The following is a 16,618-nucleotide window of genomic DNA, read 5'->3' as shown; positions in this document are numbered from 1 at the left end:
GGCCGCGCCGGGGGCCTAGTGCCCGATCTCCACCGCGACGTCGCGCCGCCCGCCGGTCGCCGGGGGCACGCCGATGGAGGACACGCCGGACGCGCCGGCCGTCAGCACCTGCGCCGCGTAGACCGGGTCGCCGCCGGCCCCGACGAGGACCGCCACCGTGCCGGCGCCCAGATCCCGCACATCCTGCACGGCCGTGGTCCCTGCCGCCGTGGACAGCGTCCTAGCCGCGCCGATGGTGCCGTCCGCGGCGACCGGCCGCAGTGAGATCTCGGCCGCCCCCTCGGGGGCGCCGAAGGCGATGCGCGACACGGCGAGCTCCGGGACCATGAGGAGGTGCTGGCTGCCCAGCCGCTCGCCCGACGACGCCCAGGCCGCGTCGACCGGCCGTTCGCCGGCCGTGCCGCGGACCAGCCGGACCCCCGCGGCCACCGGCTGGTCGGCCTCGACGGCGATCGTGTAGTCCCCCACCGGGAGCGCGTCCAGCGCGATCCGGGCGGTGGTCCCCGCCGCTGCGGTCGCCGCTCCGCCGCCGGGCAGCGGGACCTCGCCGGCCGGGCCGAACGCGCGGACCCTCAGCACGGCGTCCTGCCGCCCCGGAACCGCGACGTGCAGCTCGGGCGCGGCGTCGGCGTAGCCCCGCTGGTCCGTGAGTTTGCCGGTCGCGGCCGCGGACTGGACGGCCACGCCGGGCACGACCTGGCTCTGCGACGGCCGGGCTCCCGGTTCGATGAAGTCGATGCCCCCCGCGGTCAGGCCGCGCAGGACGCTCTGCTGGATGACCGCCGTGACCGGCGCGCCGGCGGAGGCGATGCGCACCCCGAGCGCCGGTTCGCCGGCGGCCACGCCGGCCAGGACGATCGACGTGCTCTCGCCGGGGGCCAGCGCTATGCCGCGCAGGGCGCCGGCCTCGACCTGCCCCTCCGCCCCGAAGAGCTCGACGTCGACCGAGGAGGCGGACGGCGAGGGGTTGGAGACGATCAGCAGCGCGGTCCGGCCGACCAGGGTGGAGGCCCCCACGAGCCACTGTTCGTTCGCGGGATCCTGGCAACGGGACACCGCTAGCCCGGCGAGGTCCCCGTCCCCGGCGAGGTAGCTGCGCACCATGCCCGCCTGGGACTTGAGCCCACCGAGCGGCTGGACGCGCAGCACGGCAGCGCGCGCCTCGTCGATCCCGGAGACGGAGACCGCGGACAACCCGGACAGCCCCTCCTCGCTGGTGGCGGCCTCCTGCGCGGCGTGGCCCTCCGGGAGGGCGGGTGAGATGCGCCGGATCGCCGTGCCGTCGGCGCGGGTCAGCGCGGCTCCGGGGATCCGCGCCGCGACGTCGCTGAGCACCGTCGCGCGCACCGCGGTCCGCGCGGAGTCCGACCCGGCGGCGAAGTCCGGGTCCGTCGCCCCCGATTCCGCCGCGGTGCCCGCGGGGAGCCGGACATCCCGAGGACACTCCGCCACGAAGTCGCCCGCGGGAACCGAGGCCGCGGGGATGCCGAGCTCCAGCGGCGCGGCCAACGGCCCGTGGAGGGAAGCGGCGGCGATCCCGGCGGCGGTGACGGCCAGTAGCGCCGAGCCCGCCCCGGCCGCGGCCCACCGGCGTGCCGTCGACGGAACGGTGCGCGGGCTCATGGGGCGTCCTCCGGGTGCTCGGTGCGGGAATGGCGCGCCCCGACGGCGACGGCGGGTCCGGGGTCAAGGCGCCGCGGTTCGGTGTCAAGGCGCCGCGGTTCGGTGTCCCGCTGGTCCGCGGCCGCCCCCGGGGCGGCGGGCCGTTCGCCGGCGGCGCCGCGCGACGGGGTGCCGGCGCCGTGCCGGGCTTCCGCCTCGTTCCACCCGTCCCCGTCCCCGCCGTCCTCGTCGTCCGTCTCGTCCCCCTCGTCGAGATCGCGCAGGCTCTCGGCGGTACCCGTCGTGCGGTACTCCTCGACCCGCCGGGGCGCAAAGCGCCTCCGCTGGGGTATCGGCACCACGAGCAACAGGACGACCCCGAAGACCACGGCCTGCCCCACGGCGATCGGCGCGGCCCACGGGCTCGCGTAGCCGACGTCGAGCACGCCGGAGCCCTCCGGAAGCTCGAAGGCCTGCGCCCACCCGAGCGCCGTCGGGGCCAGCGGGCGGCCGTCGAGCGTCGCGCTCCACCCGGGATCCGCCCGCTCCGCGAGCACCACGTGGCGGCCGGCGCCGCCGCCGGGGATCGCGACGCCGTCGACGCGCGCGCCGTCCGACGCAACCAGCCGCGCGGTGGTGCCGGAGGCGTCCACGACGCGCACGCGCGCCGTGAAGTCCGACGAGCCGTCCGCGCCCGGGATCGCGGCCTCTGGCTGGACCCGCCACAGCCAGCCGGAGTCCGTCAGGCCGACCGGAGCGAGACCCGGCACGGCGTCGAGCTGGCCGGCAAGGAACGCGCTGGACGCGCCGGTCTCGCGCAGGACCACGAAGGAGGCACCGAGCCGCGCCAGCTGCCCGCGCGGATCGATCGACTCCCCGGACACCAGCGCCGCGACGGTCGCGCGCAACGAGGCGCCGGCATCGTCGTCGCGGGTCGGTTCGGGGGTGAGGAGCGGCCCGTGCAGGCGATCCGCCGCGCCGATGGCGGTGAGGTCGTCGAGGGTGGTTCCCGTGCCGCCGGCAAGGCCCGCGCGCAGGGCAGACTCCGCACCGGGCTCGATGACCAGGACACGGTCCTCGAACGGCCCGGAGCCGCGGTCGGCCGCGGTCGCGGGAAGGGTCCGCTCCGGGCTCGGCGCGACCTGCTGCGCCGCTCCGAAGTCGAGGACGGGCCGGGACGCCGCGTCCGGGCCGGGGGCCGGCGGCGCGTCCAGGACGCGCGGCGCCAGCCACAGCATCGAGGCCGCGGCCACGGCGGCCCCGGACGCGACGACGGCGACGGCGAGGCCGGCTGTGCCGGCGCGGGAGGCCGGGGCGCTCCGGGTGCGGGCCTCCCGCAGGGCATCGAATCCGACGGCCGCGGCCAGGAGCGTTCCGAAGCAGAAGATCGAGACGAACGGGCCGGTGAACGCGGCCGTCGTCCGGCCCTCCGCCACGGTCCACGGGATGGACTGCGCCACGTAGCCGGACGCGAGCGTGAGCGTCCCGGCCAGCCAGGCGGCACGCGCGACCCGACCCCGGCGCCCGGGGCGCAGGACGCCGACTGCGGCCAGGACAAGCGCCGGCACGCCCACCACGACGGCGGCCGCCAGCGCCCACGGGCCGGGCACCAGCGCGGCGGCCCAGTTCAGACCGGGCACGGAGGCCGCGGCGTCGAAGGCCACGGGGAAGCCCAGCGCCTGCTGCCACAGCGGCGCGGCGTCGAAGGGGCGGGGCACGCCGGGATCGGCGAAGAGGACCCGCGGGTTCGCCGCCGCGGCCACGAACAGGGGCGCCGCCAGGGCCAGGGAGGGCAGCGGGACCCACCAGAGTGCCCTCGCGCGGCGCCCGAGCCCGAGGGCGAAGCCGACGGTCAGGAGGACGGCCGGCGCCAGCAGCGCCGGCGAGGCGGCGGTGAGCGCCGCCAACGCCAGGGAGGCCCCCGCCGCCGCGGTCCAGGACGGCACACCGTGGACGCCGGCGCGCGAGGCGGACACCGGCAGGCCGGCGAGGTGGACGTGGTCGCGGGCCGCTCCGACGGCGCGGATCGCCCCCAACGCAACGAGCGGTATCGCCACATGCGCGACGAGCGCACCGGGCCGGCCCGAGCCGAGCGCGACCTGGAGCGACGGCGACAGTCCCCAGAGCAACGCGCCGAGCAGGCGTCCGGAGCGGCTGCCGGTCACGGCACCCAAGGCGATCCACGCGAGGAGCGCCGCCAGGGGCATCGCCGCCAGGACGAGCGTCACGACCGCGGCGTTGGACTGCCCGAGGCCCAGGACGGAGAGGAACAGCAGGACCGCGTCGAACGGGTCGCCGCCGCCCGCCCGCCCCGATCCGAGCGACTGCCACCAGTCGGTCGCGTTGGACCAGATGCCGGCAGGGCCGGGCGAGAGCGGCAACAGGGAGCCACCCGAGACGGCCGGGGCCCCGATGAGCCCACGGAGCCCGATCAGCGAGACGGCCAGCGCCGCGGCGACGGCCAGCAGGGCGCCGACGCCCGCGCTGGTCCGTTGCGGGGCGGCCAGGGCGGCGAAGTCGTCGTTGTTGTCGCCGGACGGGTTGGACGCCTCGGACGTCGACCCGGAGCCGTCGCCCACCACGTTCTCGGTGGCGCCGGCGTCGGCCTCGACCCCCTCCAGCAGGTGGCGCCGGTGCGACCAGACGTCGCGGCGCGGGACCACGAGGGGCCTGACCATGCCGCGGGCGACCCGGCGGGTGCGGGCGGCGGAGCGGCGGGAGCGGAACAGCTGCACGGGAGACAGCACGGCCGCGAGCGTGGCCCCGAGTTGGCCGACGGCGTGCGCGGGGTCCTTGGCGAGCAGGCTGGCGAAGAAGCGGAAAATCCCCCCGAACACGGCACCGGCCGCGACGAAGGGGAGCTGCCAGGCGGGGACGTGCTTGAGCCGCAGGTAGACCTCGGCGCGGCGCGACGCCACCGGGCCCGCCACGGAGCGCACGGCGTCGGCGGCGTGGAGCATGGTCGCGCGCGGCACCACCACGACGCGGTGCCCGGCGAGCCGGTTGCGCCAACACAGGTCCAGGTCGTCGCCGAGTCCCGGGAGCGCCGGGTCGAAGCCGCCGAGCAACTCCCACGCGTCGCGGCGCACCAGCATGCCGGCGGAGTTGACGGCGAAGCTGTCGGACTTGCGGTCGTACTGGCCCTGGTCGAGCTCGTCCACGTCGATCATCGCCAGCCGCTCGCCCCAGCCGCTGATGCTCAGGCCCACGTCGATCAGGTGCCGGGGCGCATCCCGGTCCACCTGCTTGCAACCGGCGATCGTCACCGACGGGGTCGTCTCCACGGAGGCGAGCAGGTGCTCGAGCGCGTCCGGGCGCGGGGCCGAATCGTCGTGGATGAGCCAGATCCAGTCCTGCACGAGCGGCGACGGCTCCGGCAGGCGGCCCTCGGTGGCCACGTTGACCGAGTGGCCGAAGCCGCGGGCGGCCGCCGCCGCGATGGGAGTGCCCTCCGGCAGCCACTCCCGGAGCAGGCGGGCCGAATCGTCCGACGAGGACGCATCCACGGCCAGGTAAACGTCGACCGGCCGGGTCTGGTGGATCAGTGCCTCGAGGGTCCCGGGAAGGTACCGGGCTCCGTCGTGGGCAACAACGACTGCGGTGACGCGGACGTGCGAGTGAATCAGACCGCTCGCTTCCTCAGCCGGCGGCGCTCGCGCTCGGACAGGCCGCCCCAGATGCCGAAGCGCTCGTCGTTGGCCAGCGCGTACTCGAGGCATTCCGCGCGGACGTTGCAGGCGCCGCAGACCTTTTTGGCATCGCGGGTCGAGCCGCCCTTCTCCGGGAAGAACGCCTCGGGGTCGGTCTGCGCGCACAGCGCCTCCGTCTGCCAGCCGAGTTCGCCCTCGTCCTCGGCGCCCTGGAATCCGGGCATGCCGATCCACAGTTGCTGCGCGGGGCGCGTCTGGGGCGCCGGACGATCGAGCGGCAGCTCACGCACGGGAGCCAGATCCACGTTCGCGCCGAGCCCGGACTCGTGCGCGGCGAGGAACGCCGTCGCCTGGTCCTCCATGGACAGCTCCGCGCTCTCCCGGAACCGCTCCGCGCCCTCATCGTCGGCGGGATCGAGGAACCAGTCCGACGGCACCCCGCGGGCTCCGTAGTTCTTCGACGCCTGTGCGGCCGACGTGTGTTCGTGAATGCGCTCTGCGTTCCCCATGATGCGCCCTTCCGCTGATTGACTGGTGGTGAACCGGCTACCCCGGAGCGCCTCGAGGACGCGCTGACGCGCGCCTTGTGTGGGCTTCCGGGACAGAGACTCGAGTCCTCGACGTGGACCAAGCCGGTTCTTCCCCTAATTACACTGGTGTAACTCGGGGCGCGTCAAGTGGCAGCGGTGATTCTATAGAAACCAACGACCGGAATCGCGGCACGCCACGCCCGGCGTCGGGCACCAACCGACGGCGTGTCCCCGCCCTCGCGACTCACAGCCATTTGCCAGCAACGAACAGGAGCCCCCATGGACGCCGAGAATCGACCCCGGACCTTCGCCGACGACCTGCTTGCCCGCGTGCGCGACTCCACCGCGCCACTGCTGGTGTGGTATGGGGCGGCGGGTGAGCGCGTCGAGCTCAGCGGCCACGTCTTCGACAACTGGGTGGCCAAGAGCGCCAATCTCCTGACGGAGGAACTCGACGCGGGCCCCGGCACCGTGGTGGCCCTCCGCCTGCCCGCCCACTGGAAGTCCCTGGCCCTCGCGTTCGGCGCGCTGCACACCGGCGCCGAACTCGTCCTCGAACCCACCGGGGCCGCGCCCGGCACGTCGTCGCCGCCCGCCGCGCGCGTCGACGTCGTCGCCTCGGACGATCCCCTCGCGGCCGCGGCCGGGCATCCCGGCGCCGAGGTCATCGCAGTGGCACTCGGGGCGATGGCCCTGGCCTTCCCCGGCCCCGCCCCCGCGGGCGCCTTGGACTACGCGGCCGAGGTCCGCGCGTTCGGCGACTACTACCTCGCCGAACCCGTCGACGGCGGCGCTTCCGCGCTGCGCGACGCGCGCGGCGCGGTGGACTACGCGACGCTGTTCTCCCCCGCGGAGGGGGACGCGTCCGGCAACGCCCTCCTGGGACCGGGCGCGTCCCTAAGGCGCGCCCTGCGCGAGGCCCTGGCCGTGTGGGGCGGGGGCGACGCGCTGGTCCTGTTGGGCGACGGCGCGCAGGCCACGGACCGCCTCAGGGCCTCCGAGCGCGTCGCGAGGGTCCTCGCCCCATAGTCGGCGCCCCGGCGACCCGGTGCCCGGACGCCACGACACTCAGGCGCCCGGGCGCCCGGCGGACCCCGCAGCATCGCCGGCGTCGCCACCCGTCGTCGGGGCCCCCGCCGCCGACACGCCCGCGGTCGGGGAACCGGCGGTGTGCCGGGGCGCCCGATCGTCGTCGGCGCCCGGCCCGCGGGGTCCCGACGGGTGCGGTCCCGGCACGTGGGCAGCGAAACCGTGCTCGGCGTGCTGGCCGCGCTCGTGGCGGCCCGGGCGACGCTCCCCCGCGGCGTCGGCGTGCTCGCGATGCAGGAGCTCGCGGTCGCGCTCGAAGGCGGGCTCGGCGTCGAGCTCCTCGGTGAACACCCAGAACCGGTAGGCGAAGAAGCGGAAGATGGTGCCCAGCACCAGTCCCACGACGGAGCCGGCGATGAACAGGCTGGTCTTGTCCGTCAGCCCCATCCAGTACTTCGCGATCCAGACGCAGGCGGCCGCGATGAACAGGCCAATGCCGTTCATGAGGAGGAACATCAGCAGCTCACGGACCACCGACGCGCGCCGGCGGTGGCGGAAGGTCCACAACCGGTTCGCCACCCAGGAGAACATCGTGGCCACGACGCCGGCGACCACCTTCGCCTTCACCTCCGAGTCGGACATGGGGCCGTTCATCATCCACAGGAAGATGCTGGTGTCGATCACGAAGGCGATACCGCCGACCACGCCGAACTTCATGACTTCGCGCCAGAGCAGCGAAAACAATCCGCGCGCCTTCTGGAACAACTCCTTGAGCATGACCCTCCACAGGAAGAAATTGGGGCGGCATCGGCACCGGTTCCCGGTGCGCGCCGCGGTCGGGGCCCGGGCGGGGACGCAACCAACCCCCCATTCTAGGCCCCGTGGCTGGGCGTTTCCCAAGAAAGCCGGGCGCGGGGCAGGCCGCGCGGACTGGCGGGGGTGCCCGTTCGGTACGCTGGGTGGGTGAAGTTTCCTGTGATTGGTGTGGTCGGCGGCGGTCAGCTCGCCCGAATGATGGCGCCCGAGGCGGTCAACCTCGGCTTTGATCTGCGTATTCTCGCCGAGGCCCCGGACGTCTCGGCGGTCTCCGCCGTGCCCCGGGCCCCGGTCGGCGACTACCGCGACCTCGACACGCTGCGCCGGTTCGCCGACGGCGTCGACGTCTTGACCTTCGACCACGAGCACGTCCCGAACGAGCACCTGCGCACGCTGATCGGCGAGGGCGTCAACGTGCAGCCGCGGCCCGAGGCCCTGATCCACGCGCAGGACAAACTCGTCATGCGGGAGGCGATCGCGCGGCTCGGCCTGCCCAACCCCGAGTGGGCGCGCGTGGCCTCGGTCGCGGAACTGGTCGCCTTCGGCGAACGCGTCGGCTGGCCGGTGGTCCTGAAGACGCCCCGCGGCGGCTACGACGGCAAGGGCGTGCGGATGGTCGACGACGCCGTCGCGGCGGACCGGTGCGCCGACTGGTTCGGCTCCGGCGACCTGTTGGCCGAGGAAAAGGTCCCCTTCGCCCGCGAGCTCTCCGCGCTCGTGGCCCGGACCCCCTCCGGCGAGGCGCGGGCCTGGCCCGTGGTCCACACCATCCAGGTCGACGGCGTCTGCGACGAGGTCATCGCGCCGGCGCAGGGCCTCGACCCGTCCACCGCGGAAGCCGCCCGCTCCGCGGCCCTGCGCATCGCCGCCGAGTTCGGCGTCACGGGCGTCATGGCCGCCGAGCTCTTCGAGACGCCCGGGCGCGGGGCCGGATTCGTGATCAACGAGCTGGCCATGCGCCCGCACAACACGGGCCACTGGACGATGAACGGCTCGGTGACGAGCCAGTTCGAGCAGCACCTGCGCGCGGTCCTGGACCTCCCGCTCGGGGACACGTCTGCGCTCGGCCACGTCAGCGTGATGAAGAACTACCTCGGCGGCGCAAACCTGTTCCTCTTCGCGGCCTTCGCCCGCGCGCTGGCCGCCGAGCCTCGCGCCAAGGTGCACGCGTACGGCAAGTCGGTCCGTCCCGGACGGAAGATCGGCCACGTGAACGTGGTGGGCGAGCCGGGCGAGCCGGCGGACTCCGTGCGCGCCCGCGCCGAGCGCGTGGCCGGCATCATCAGCGGCGGGCCCGCCCAGGAACCCACGCACCCCACCGAAGGAGCCGTCTAGATGTCGCACGAGAACCCCGTGGTCTCCGTGGTGATGGGGTCCGATTCGGACTGGCCGGTCATGCGGCTCGCGGCCGAGGCGCTGGCCGAGTTCGGGATCCCCTTCGAGGCCGATGTCGTCTCCGCCCACCGCATGCCCGAGGACATGATCGACTTCGGCAAGCGGGCGCACGGGCGCGGGGTGCGCGTGATCATCGCCGGTGCCGGCGGCGCGGCCCACCTGCCCGGCATGCTGGCCTCCGTCACGCCGCTCCCCGTGATCGGTGTCCCCGTGCCGCTGAAGACCCTCGACGGCATGGACTCCCTGCTCTCGATCGTCCAGATGCCGGCGGGCGTGCCCGTGGCGACCGTGTCCATCGGCGGTGCCCGGAACGCCGGCCTGCTCGCGGCGCGGATCCTGGCCGCCGGCAGCGGCGACGAGGCGGAGCGCCTGCGTGCCCGGCTCGTCGACTTCGCCGGCGACCTGCGGCGGGTCGCCGCGGACAAGGGCGCCTCGCTGCGCCGCGCCGTCGCCGGGGAAGCCGGGGGCGGGCCCGCGGCATGAGCCAGCCCCGACAGAGCATGACCGATCCGGTGCGGCATCCGGAGGCGGCCTCCAGCCGGACGCGCACCAAGCGGGCCCTCGTGCTGCTCCTGCTGACGGTGTTCGTCCCGGGCGGCGCCCAGGTCGTCGCCGGCAACCGGTCGCTGGGCCGCAAGGCCCTCGTGGTGACCCTCTCGTGCTGGTTCGTGCTGCTGGCCGTGCTGGCCGTGGCACTCGTGGACCGCGGCATCCTGATCGAGGTGCTGGCCCGGCCGCTCGTCCAGCTGGCGCTCGCCGTCGTGCTGGGCCTGCTCGCCGTCGGCTGGCTCGTGCTGTTCGTCAACACGCTTGTGATCATCCGTCCACGCCTCCTCGCGCCGGGCGCGCGGGCGTTCGCCGCCGCCGCCACCGCCGTGCTGGTGCTCGCCACCAGCGGGGTGCTCGGCTACGGGGCCCACGTGCTGAACACCGGGCGGGGAACCATCCAGAACGTCTTCGCCTCCGGGCCCGCGTTCGAGCCGGTCAACGGCCGCTACAACATCATGGTTATGGGCGGCGACGCCGGGGCGAACCGCACGGGCCTGCGCCCGGACACCATGGCTGTCTTCAGCGTCGACGCGAAGACCGGCAAGACCGTCGTGATCTCGATCCCGCGCAACTTCCAGAACGCGCCGTTCCCCGAGTCCTCGCCCCTGCGTGCGGTGTTCCCCGACGGGTTCAACTGCGGCGACGAGTGCATCATGAACGCGCTCTACCCCACGGTGGAGAACCAGTACGCCGACCTCTTCCCCGAGGGCTCCAACGCCGGCGCCGAGGCCATGCTCGACGCGGCCGAGGGCATCACGGGGCTGCCGGTCCAGGGCTACGTGCTCATCGACATGGCGGGCTTCGCGGCGTTCATCGACGCGATGGGCGGCGTGCGCGTCGACTCCGGCGGATGGGTGCCCTACCGCGGCGCGCCGCGGGACGACATCCCGGTCCGCACGCGCTGGTTCCCGCCGGGTGAACTGAACCTGAGCGGCGACGACGCCCTCTGGTACGCCCGCTCCCGGTACTTCACCACCGACTACCACCGGATCAGGCGGCAGCAGTGCCTCCAGCAGGCGATGGTCAACCAGTTCAACCCGCAGACGGTGCTGACCCGCTTCTCGGGGATCATGTCCGCGGGCGAACAGCTGCTGGAGACCAACATCCCGCAGGACCAGCTCGGCAGCTTCCTCAACCTCGCCGACAAGTCCCGCAAGACGCCGTTCGAGCGGCTCACGCTCGGGGCGCCGGACTTCGGCACCAGCGCCGAGCGCTTCTCGACGTACCCGGACTTCGACCGCATCCGCCAGCGCGTGGACGCGCTGTTGCTCGAGGCCTCCGGCGCCGCGCCCGCCGCGTCCTCCGCGCCCGCGAGGTCGACGCCGGCCAACGACGGGGCGTCCGCGTCCGCCACCTCCGGGGGCGCCGCGGCGGCGACGACCACCGCCGCAGCGCCGTCGACCGCGGCGAGCATCGAATCCGGCGCCAGCGAGGCGCCCACGACCCAGCCGGACGGCTCCCCCATCACCGAGGACTACCTGATCCAGCTCGAGCTCACGGGCCAGACGGACCTCATCTCGCTGATCGCCTCCACCAACGACGAGTGCTCGACACCCTAGGAGACCCATGCATCGCCTGACCAACGTTGTGCGCGACTACCCGTGGGGTTCGAGCACCGCCATCGCCGAGCTGTTCGGCAGGGAACCCGGCGGCGCACCGGAGGCCGAGCTGTGGATCGGCGCCCACCCGGACTCCCCCTCGACGACCGCCGGCCCGGACGGCAGCCCGATCGGGCTGGACGAGCTGATCGCGGCGGACCCGGAGGGGACGCTCGGGCGCGAGGCGGCGGAGCGGTTCGGCCGCCTGCCGTTCCTGGCCAAGGTGCTGGCCGCGGGGGCCCCGCTGTCCCTGCAGGTCCATCCCTCGCGCGAACAGGCCCGCTCCGGCTTCGCGGCCGAGGAGGCCGCCGGCGTCGGACGCGCCGCGCCGGACCGCAACTACCGGGACGACAACCACAAGCCGGAGATGATCTTCGCCCTCACGCCCTTCGTAGCCCTCTGCGGTTTCCGCGAGGCGGCGGAGTCGGCGGGCCTGTTCGAGCGGCTCGCCGCCGCCGTCGCGCGCGGCGTGGGGTCCGGGCCGGCCGGCGGCGGGGATGCCGGCGCCGCGGCGGACACCGCGCGCCGGGCCGCGTCCGCGCTCCGCGCGGGGGACCTGCGCTCGGCCTTCACCACGCTGCTGGAGGGCGGTCCCGGCGTCGTGGCCCTCGTCGCGGCGGCCGCGGCGGCCGTCGAGGCCGACCCGGCCCTCGCCGCCTCCGACCCCGGCCTCGCCGAGTTGCCCGCGCTGGCCGCGCACCACGCCGGCGACCCCGGCGTCGTGGTCTCGCTGCTGCTCAACCACGTTTCGCTCGAGCCCGGGCAGGCCGTCTACCTGCCCGCCGGCAACGTCCACGCCTACCTGCGCGGCCTCGGGATCGAGGTGATGGCCAGCTCGGACAACGTGCTGCGCGGCGGGTTGACCGGCAAGCACGTGGACCTCCCGGAGCTCCTGGCGACGGTCGAGTTCCGCGCCCTCCCCGTGCCGCACCTCGCGGCCGAGGCGACCGGGCTGGGCCAGGAGCTCTACCGGCCGCCGTTCGAGGAGTTCCAGCTCCAGCGCATCCGCCTGGCGGGCAACGGGGACGGCGCCGGATCGGACGCCGGGGACGGCATGGCCGGCGGGGACGTGCCCGTGGCGCAGAACGGACCGGTGGTCGTGGTGTGCGTCCGCGGCGAGCTGCTCCTGGACAGCCCGCGCGGCGACGAGCGGCTGCGCAGCGGCGACGCCGTGTTCGTCGGCGCCGGCGAGAGCCCCGTGATGGCCAAGCGGATGGGCGCCGCGGAGGCCGTCGCCTTCGCGGTGACACTCCCGTAGCGCGCACGGACGACGGCGGGCGCCGGACCCGTGGGTCCGGCGCCCGCCGTCGTTCCGGCGAACCCTAGCGGGTGTACGCCTCCCACTTGCGGGCCTGGTGCTCGCCCTCGACCGTGCGGATGGTGCCGGACTTTGAGCGCATGACGATCGACTGCGTGACGATCCGCTCCCCGCGGTAGCGGACCCCGCGCAGCAGGTCGCCGTCGGTGATGCCCGTCGCGGCGAAGTAGCAGTTGTCGCTGGTGACCAGGTCGTTGGTCGACAGGACGCGCGTGAGGTCGTGGCCGGCGTCGATCGCCCGCTGCTTCTCCTCGTCGTCCTTGGGCCAGAGCCGGCCCTGGATGACGCCGCCCAGGCTCTTGATGGCGCAGGCGGTGACGATCCCCTCGGGGGTGCCGCCGATGCCCATGAGCGCGTCGACGCCGGTCCCCTCGCGGGTCGCCGCGATCGCCGCGGCGACGTCGCCGTCCATGAGGAACTTCGTGCGCGCGCCGGCGGCCCGGATCTCCTCGACCAGCGGCTGGTGGCGCTCGCGGTCCAGGATGCACACCGTGATCTGGCTGATCCGCTTGTTCTGGGCCTTCGCGATCAGGTGCAGGTTCTGCTTGACGGGCAGGCGGAGGTCCACGAGCTCCGCGGCGTCCGGACCGGTGACCAACTTCTCCATGTAGAACACGGCGGAGGGGTCGAACATGGTCCCGCGCTCGGCGACCGCGAGCACGGAGAGGGCGTTGTTGATGCCCAGCGCGGTCAGCCGCGTCCCGTCGATGGGATCGACCGCCACGTCGACCTCCGGGCCCGTGCCGTCGCCGACGCGTTCGCCGTTGTAGAGCATCGGCGCCTCGTCCTTCTCGCCCTCGCCGATGACCACGACGCCGTTGAAGGAGACGGTGGACAACAGCGAACGCATGGCGTCGACGGCCGCGCCGTCGGCCGAGTTCTTGTCGCCGAAGCCCACCCAGGGGCTGGCGGCGATGGCGGCGGCCTCGGTCACGCGGACCAGTTCGAGGGCCAGGTTGCGGTCCGGTTCGGCGTCCCCGACGGACAACCGGGGAGACAGGTGGGCGTAGTTCGTGGCTTCTGGCACGGGGGTCCTCGTCTTCGAGTGGTTACTTGGGCCGGTAGGCGACAGCTCCGATCATATCCGCAGGGGGCGGCGGTGCGGGAGGGTTCGTAACATCGGGGACAATGGAGGGGTGAGTGATGCACCGAACCCCTCCCCAGAAGCCCCGGAGGCGCCGGCCAAACCGGTGCTGACCGCGTCCCAGGCCAAACGCGCCAACCAGTCGTTGAAGGGCATGATCATCTCGGTCCTCCTGACGCTCGCGGTCGTCGTCCCCGTCATCGCGCTGAACCCGGGCAGCACGGAGAACACCTACAAGCCGAATGTCGACGTCGCGACCGTCGCCGCTCAGGCGGGACAGGCCGCGGACTTCGCCCCGGTCTCGCCGGAGATGCCCGAGGGCTGGTACCCGAACTTCGCCCGCTGGAACTCCGGCAGCGCCGACGGCATCGACTACTGGGAGGTCGGGTTCGTCACGGGCGACCGCGGTTTCGTCTGGCTGCGGCAGACCGCCGACGCCAATCCCACGTGGATCGCCCAGCACAGCGACAGCGCGCCCGTGACCGGCGACCGGACGGTGGACGGGACCACGTGGGAGCTCCGCGACAAGTCGGGCCTGCGGACGCTGGTGCTGGAGAGCGGCGGCTCCACCGTGATGCTCACCGGCGAGACCTCGTGGGAGGACCTGGACGCGGCGGCGCGCGCCGTCACACGCGGGCTCGAGCCGTCCCCGGCGCCGTAGCGCCGCCCCCGGCCGCTAGTGTTGTCACCATGCACGACGACGAAGCCCCCGGCACCCCCGAAACGCTGACCCCCTCCGACGCGTGGCGGCGCCTCCGCGAGGGGAACAGGCGGTTCGTCGAGGGTTCCACCGAACACCCCAACCAGGACGCGCCGCGCCGCCACTCGCTGGTGGCCCAGCAGAACCCCTTCGCGGTGATCTTCGGCTGCTCGGACTCCCGGCTCGCCGCGGAGATCATCTTCGACGTCGGCCTCGGCGACGTGTTCGTCGTCCGCACCGCGGGCCACGTGATCGACGACGCCGTGCTCGGCTCCCTGGAATACAGCGTGGCCCTGCTCAACGTGCCCCTCATTATCGTCCTGGGCCACGACAGCTGCGGCGCCGTGACCGCGGCGATGGAGTCCTTCGAAACCGGCACGATGCCGCCGGGCTTCATCCGCGACCTCGTCGAGCGGATCACGCCCTCCGTCATCACGGCGCACCGCAACGGCATCCACGACATCAACAGCACGGTCGTCGAGCACGTCCAGGAGACCACGCGGCGCATCGTGGACGCCTCCAAGCTCATTTCGACGGCGGTCGACGACGGCCACACCGCGGTCATCGGCGTGACCTACCGCCTCGCCGAGGGCCAGGCGGAGATGGTTTCGGGGTTCGGCGCACTGTAGGAAGGGGCCGCCTTTGGGGCGCGCCACGGGCCGGGCGTAGGGTAAGCCCATGGAGACAACCGACGCCTTCCGCATTGAACACGACACCATGGGCGAAGTCCGGGTCCCGGCCGACGCCCTCTACCGGGCGCAGACGCAGCGCGCCGTCGAGAACTTCCCGATTTCCGGCAAGACCCTCGAACGCAAGCACATCGAGGCGCTCGCCCGCGTGAAGAAGGCCGCGGCGCGCGCCAATGCCGAGCTGGGCGTCATCGACGCCGACATCGCCGCGGCCATCGCCGGCGCGGCGGACCGCGTCGCCACCGGCGAATTCGACGCCCACTTCCCCATCGACGTCTTCCAGACCGGGTCCGGCACGTCCTCGAACATGAACACCAACGAGGTGCTGGCCGAGCTCGCCACGCGCGCGCTGAAGGACGGCGGCAGCGCGAAGGTGGTCCACCCCAACGACCACGTGAACGCGTCGCAGTCCTCCAACGACGTCTTCCCCACCTCGGTCCACGTCGCCGCCACGTCGGCCCTGCTCGGCGACCTCGTCCCGGCGTTGGAGCACCTGGCGGAGTCCCTGGAGCGCAAGGCGGAGGAGTTCAAGGACGTGGTCAAGTCCGGGCGGACGCACCTCATGGACGCCACGCCCGTGATGCTCGGGCAGGAGTTCGGGGGCTACGCCGCGCAGGTGCGCTACGGCGTCGAACGCATCCACTCCTCGCTGCCGCGCGTCGCGGAGGTTCCCCTCGGGGGGACCGCCGTCGGCACGGGCATCAACACCCCCGCCGGCTTCCCGGCCCGCGTCATCGAGCTCCTGGCCGCGGACACCGGCCTGCCACTGACCGAGGCGCGGAACCACTTCGAGGCGCAGGCCAACCGGGACGGCCTCGTCGAGGCGTCCGGACAGCTCCGCACCATCGCGTACTCCTTCATGAAGATCAACAACGACCTCCGCTGGATGGGCTCCGGGCCGAACACCGGGCTCGGCGAGATCGCCCTCCCGGACCTCCAGCCGGGATCCTCGATCATGCCGGGCAAGGTGAACCCCGTGATCTGCGAGGCCGCCATCATGGTCGCCGCGCAGGTGGTCGGCAACGACACCACGATCTCGCTGTCCTCCACCAACGGCGCGTTCGAGCTCAACGTCGGCATCCCCGTGATGGCCGCGAACCTGCTCGAGTCCATCCGCCTGCTCGCCAACACGTCCCGCGTGATGGCCGACAAGATGGTCGACGGGATCACCGCGAACGTGGAGCGCGCGCGCTTCCTCGCCGAGGCCTCGCCGTCCATCGTGACCCCGCTGAACAAGCACATCGGCTACGAGAACGCGGCGAAGATCGCTAAGAAGGCCGTCGCGGAGGGGCTGACCGTGCGCGAGGCGACCATCGCCCTGGGCTTCGTCGAACGCGGCGAGCTGACCGAGGAGCAGCTGGACACGGCGCTCGACGTCACCACCATGACGTCGCCCGCGGGCACCTAGCGCGGGGCGGCCCGGAGCGGCCGCCGACGTCGGCATCCACGGAGCCGACGGGTCCCCGCTCGGGGCGACCCGCCGGCTCCGTCGCCATGTCGGGGGGCGACCTCTCGTGCGCGGGGGCCGACGGCGGGTCCATCGCTCGGTGACCGTGCCGCTATCCGACACCTCCGGGATGGTGGCCCGGGGCGAGGCGGTCGACGGCGAGGAGGCGCTGCGGCTCGAGGCCGTGCAGCGTAGCGCGCGGGACGCGTCA

General features: G+C 73.8%; 12 protein-coding genes and 1 pseudogene. 8 read left to right on the top strand and 5 right to left on the bottom strand.

Annotated elements, in window-relative coordinates; translation table 11 throughout:
- Positions 1-15: 15 nt before the first annotated feature.
- From ACETWP_RS11545 to ACETWP_RS11535, 3 genes are read right to left on the bottom strand one after another with little or no spacing between them, the layout of a single operon-like run.
- Positions 16-1,623: a DUF5719 family protein gene (locus tag ACETWP_RS11545; protein ID WP_373972400.1), complete on the bottom strand. Its 1,608-nt coding sequence runs from the start codon at positions 1,621-1,623 to the stop codon at positions 16-18.
- Positions 1,620-5,225, bottom strand: a complete 3,606-nt coding sequence (locus tag ACETWP_RS11540) for a glycosyltransferase family 2 protein (protein WP_445012765.1) — start codon at positions 5,223-5,225, stop codon at positions 1,620-1,622. The genes ACETWP_RS11545 and ACETWP_RS11540 overlap by 4 nt, the downstream gene beginning before the upstream one ends.
- The gene (locus ACETWP_RS11535; protein WP_373972398.1) at positions 5,225-5,761 is read right to left on the bottom strand and encodes a WhiB family transcriptional regulator; all 537 of its coding nucleotides are present in this window, start codon (positions 5,759-5,761) and stop codon (positions 5,225-5,227) included. Before ACETWP_RS11535 ends, ACETWP_RS11540 begins: the two co-directional genes overlap by 1 nt.
- 300 nt (positions 5,762-6,061) lie before the next feature.
- On the opposite strand from ACETWP_RS11535, the gene ACETWP_RS11530 reads away from it, so the two are divergent.
- A complete protein-coding gene (locus ACETWP_RS11530) occupies positions 6,062-6,811 on the top strand; it encodes a TIGR03089 family protein (RefSeq protein ID WP_373972397.1) in 750 nt (249 codons plus the stop codon).
- A gap of 282 nt (positions 6,812-7,093) precedes the next feature.
- Here ACETWP_RS11530 and ACETWP_RS11525 read toward each other — a convergent pair.
- A pseudogene (locus tag ACETWP_RS11525) lies at positions 7,094-7,588 on the bottom strand (GtrA family protein); the annotation flags it as partial.
- 186 nt (positions 7,589-7,774) lie between these two features.
- On the opposite strand from ACETWP_RS11525, the gene ACETWP_RS11520 reads away from it, so the two are divergent.
- Genes ACETWP_RS11520 through manA form a run of 4 tightly spaced genes read left to right on the top strand, consistent with a single transcriptional unit; the run spans position 7,775 to position 12,427 of the window.
- Entirely contained in the window at positions 7,775-8,962 is a 1,188-nt protein-coding gene (locus ACETWP_RS11520) for a 5-(carboxyamino)imidazole ribonucleotide synthase (RefSeq protein ID WP_373972396.1), read from the top strand.
- On the top strand, positions 8,963-9,505 hold the full coding sequence (gene purE / locus ACETWP_RS11515; protein ID WP_373972395.1) for a 5-(carboxyamino)imidazole ribonucleotide mutase: 543 nt from the start codon (positions 8,963-8,965) through the stop codon (positions 9,503-9,505).
- Complete coding sequence (locus ACETWP_RS11510; RefSeq protein ID WP_373972394.1) at positions 9,502-11,130, top strand: LCP family protein; 1,629 nt, start codon at positions 9,502-9,504, stop codon at positions 11,128-11,130. The genes purE and ACETWP_RS11510 overlap by 4 nt, the downstream gene beginning before the upstream one ends.
- Before the next feature lie 7 nt (positions 11,131-11,137).
- A complete protein-coding gene (gene manA, locus ACETWP_RS11505) occupies positions 11,138-12,427 on the top strand; it encodes a mannose-6-phosphate isomerase, class I (protein ID WP_373972393.1) in 1,290 nt (429 codons plus the stop codon).
- Positions 12,428-12,491: 64 nt separating this feature from the next.
- On the opposite strand, the gene glpX is transcribed toward manA, so the two are convergent.
- The gene (gene glpX, locus ACETWP_RS11500) at positions 12,492-13,514 is read right to left on the bottom strand and encodes a class II fructose-bisphosphatase (RefSeq protein WP_373972392.1); all 1,023 of its coding nucleotides are present in this window, start codon (positions 13,512-13,514) and stop codon (positions 12,492-12,494) included.
- Positions 13,515-13,623: 109 nt separating this feature from the next.
- Here glpX and ACETWP_RS11495 point away from each other — a divergent pair, with 109 nt between their 5' ends.
- The 3 genes from ACETWP_RS11495 to ACETWP_RS11485 are packed head-to-tail and all read left to right on the top strand — an operon-like array spanning position 13,624 to position 16,368.
- Positions 13,624-14,232 carry a DUF4245 domain-containing protein gene (locus tag ACETWP_RS11495; protein ID WP_373972391.1) on the top strand — a complete coding sequence of 203 codons (609 nt, stop codon included), beginning with the start codon at positions 13,624-13,626 and terminating at the stop codon, positions 14,230-14,232.
- Between the two features lie 29 nt (positions 14,233-14,261).
- Complete coding sequence (locus ACETWP_RS11490) at positions 14,262-14,900, top strand: carbonic anhydrase (RefSeq protein WP_373972390.1); 639 nt, start codon at positions 14,262-14,264, stop codon at positions 14,898-14,900.
- Positions 14,901-14,949: 49 nt separating this feature from the next.
- The gene (locus ACETWP_RS11485; RefSeq protein WP_373972389.1) at positions 14,950-16,368 is read left to right on the top strand and encodes a class II fumarate hydratase; all 1,419 of its coding nucleotides are present in this window, start codon (positions 14,950-14,952) and stop codon (positions 16,366-16,368) included.
- Positions 16,369-16,618 lie beyond the last annotated feature (250 nt).

The sequence above is a fragment of the Arthrobacter halodurans genome, from assembly GCF_041877255.1.
In the GTDB taxonomy this organism is placed as follows: domain Bacteria; phylum Actinomycetota; class Actinomycetes; order Actinomycetales; family Micrococcaceae; genus Arthrobacter_N; species Arthrobacter_N halodurans.
The sequence above is the reverse complement of the archived record's forward strand: the minus strand, read 5'-3'. Positions and strand labels throughout refer to the sequence as shown.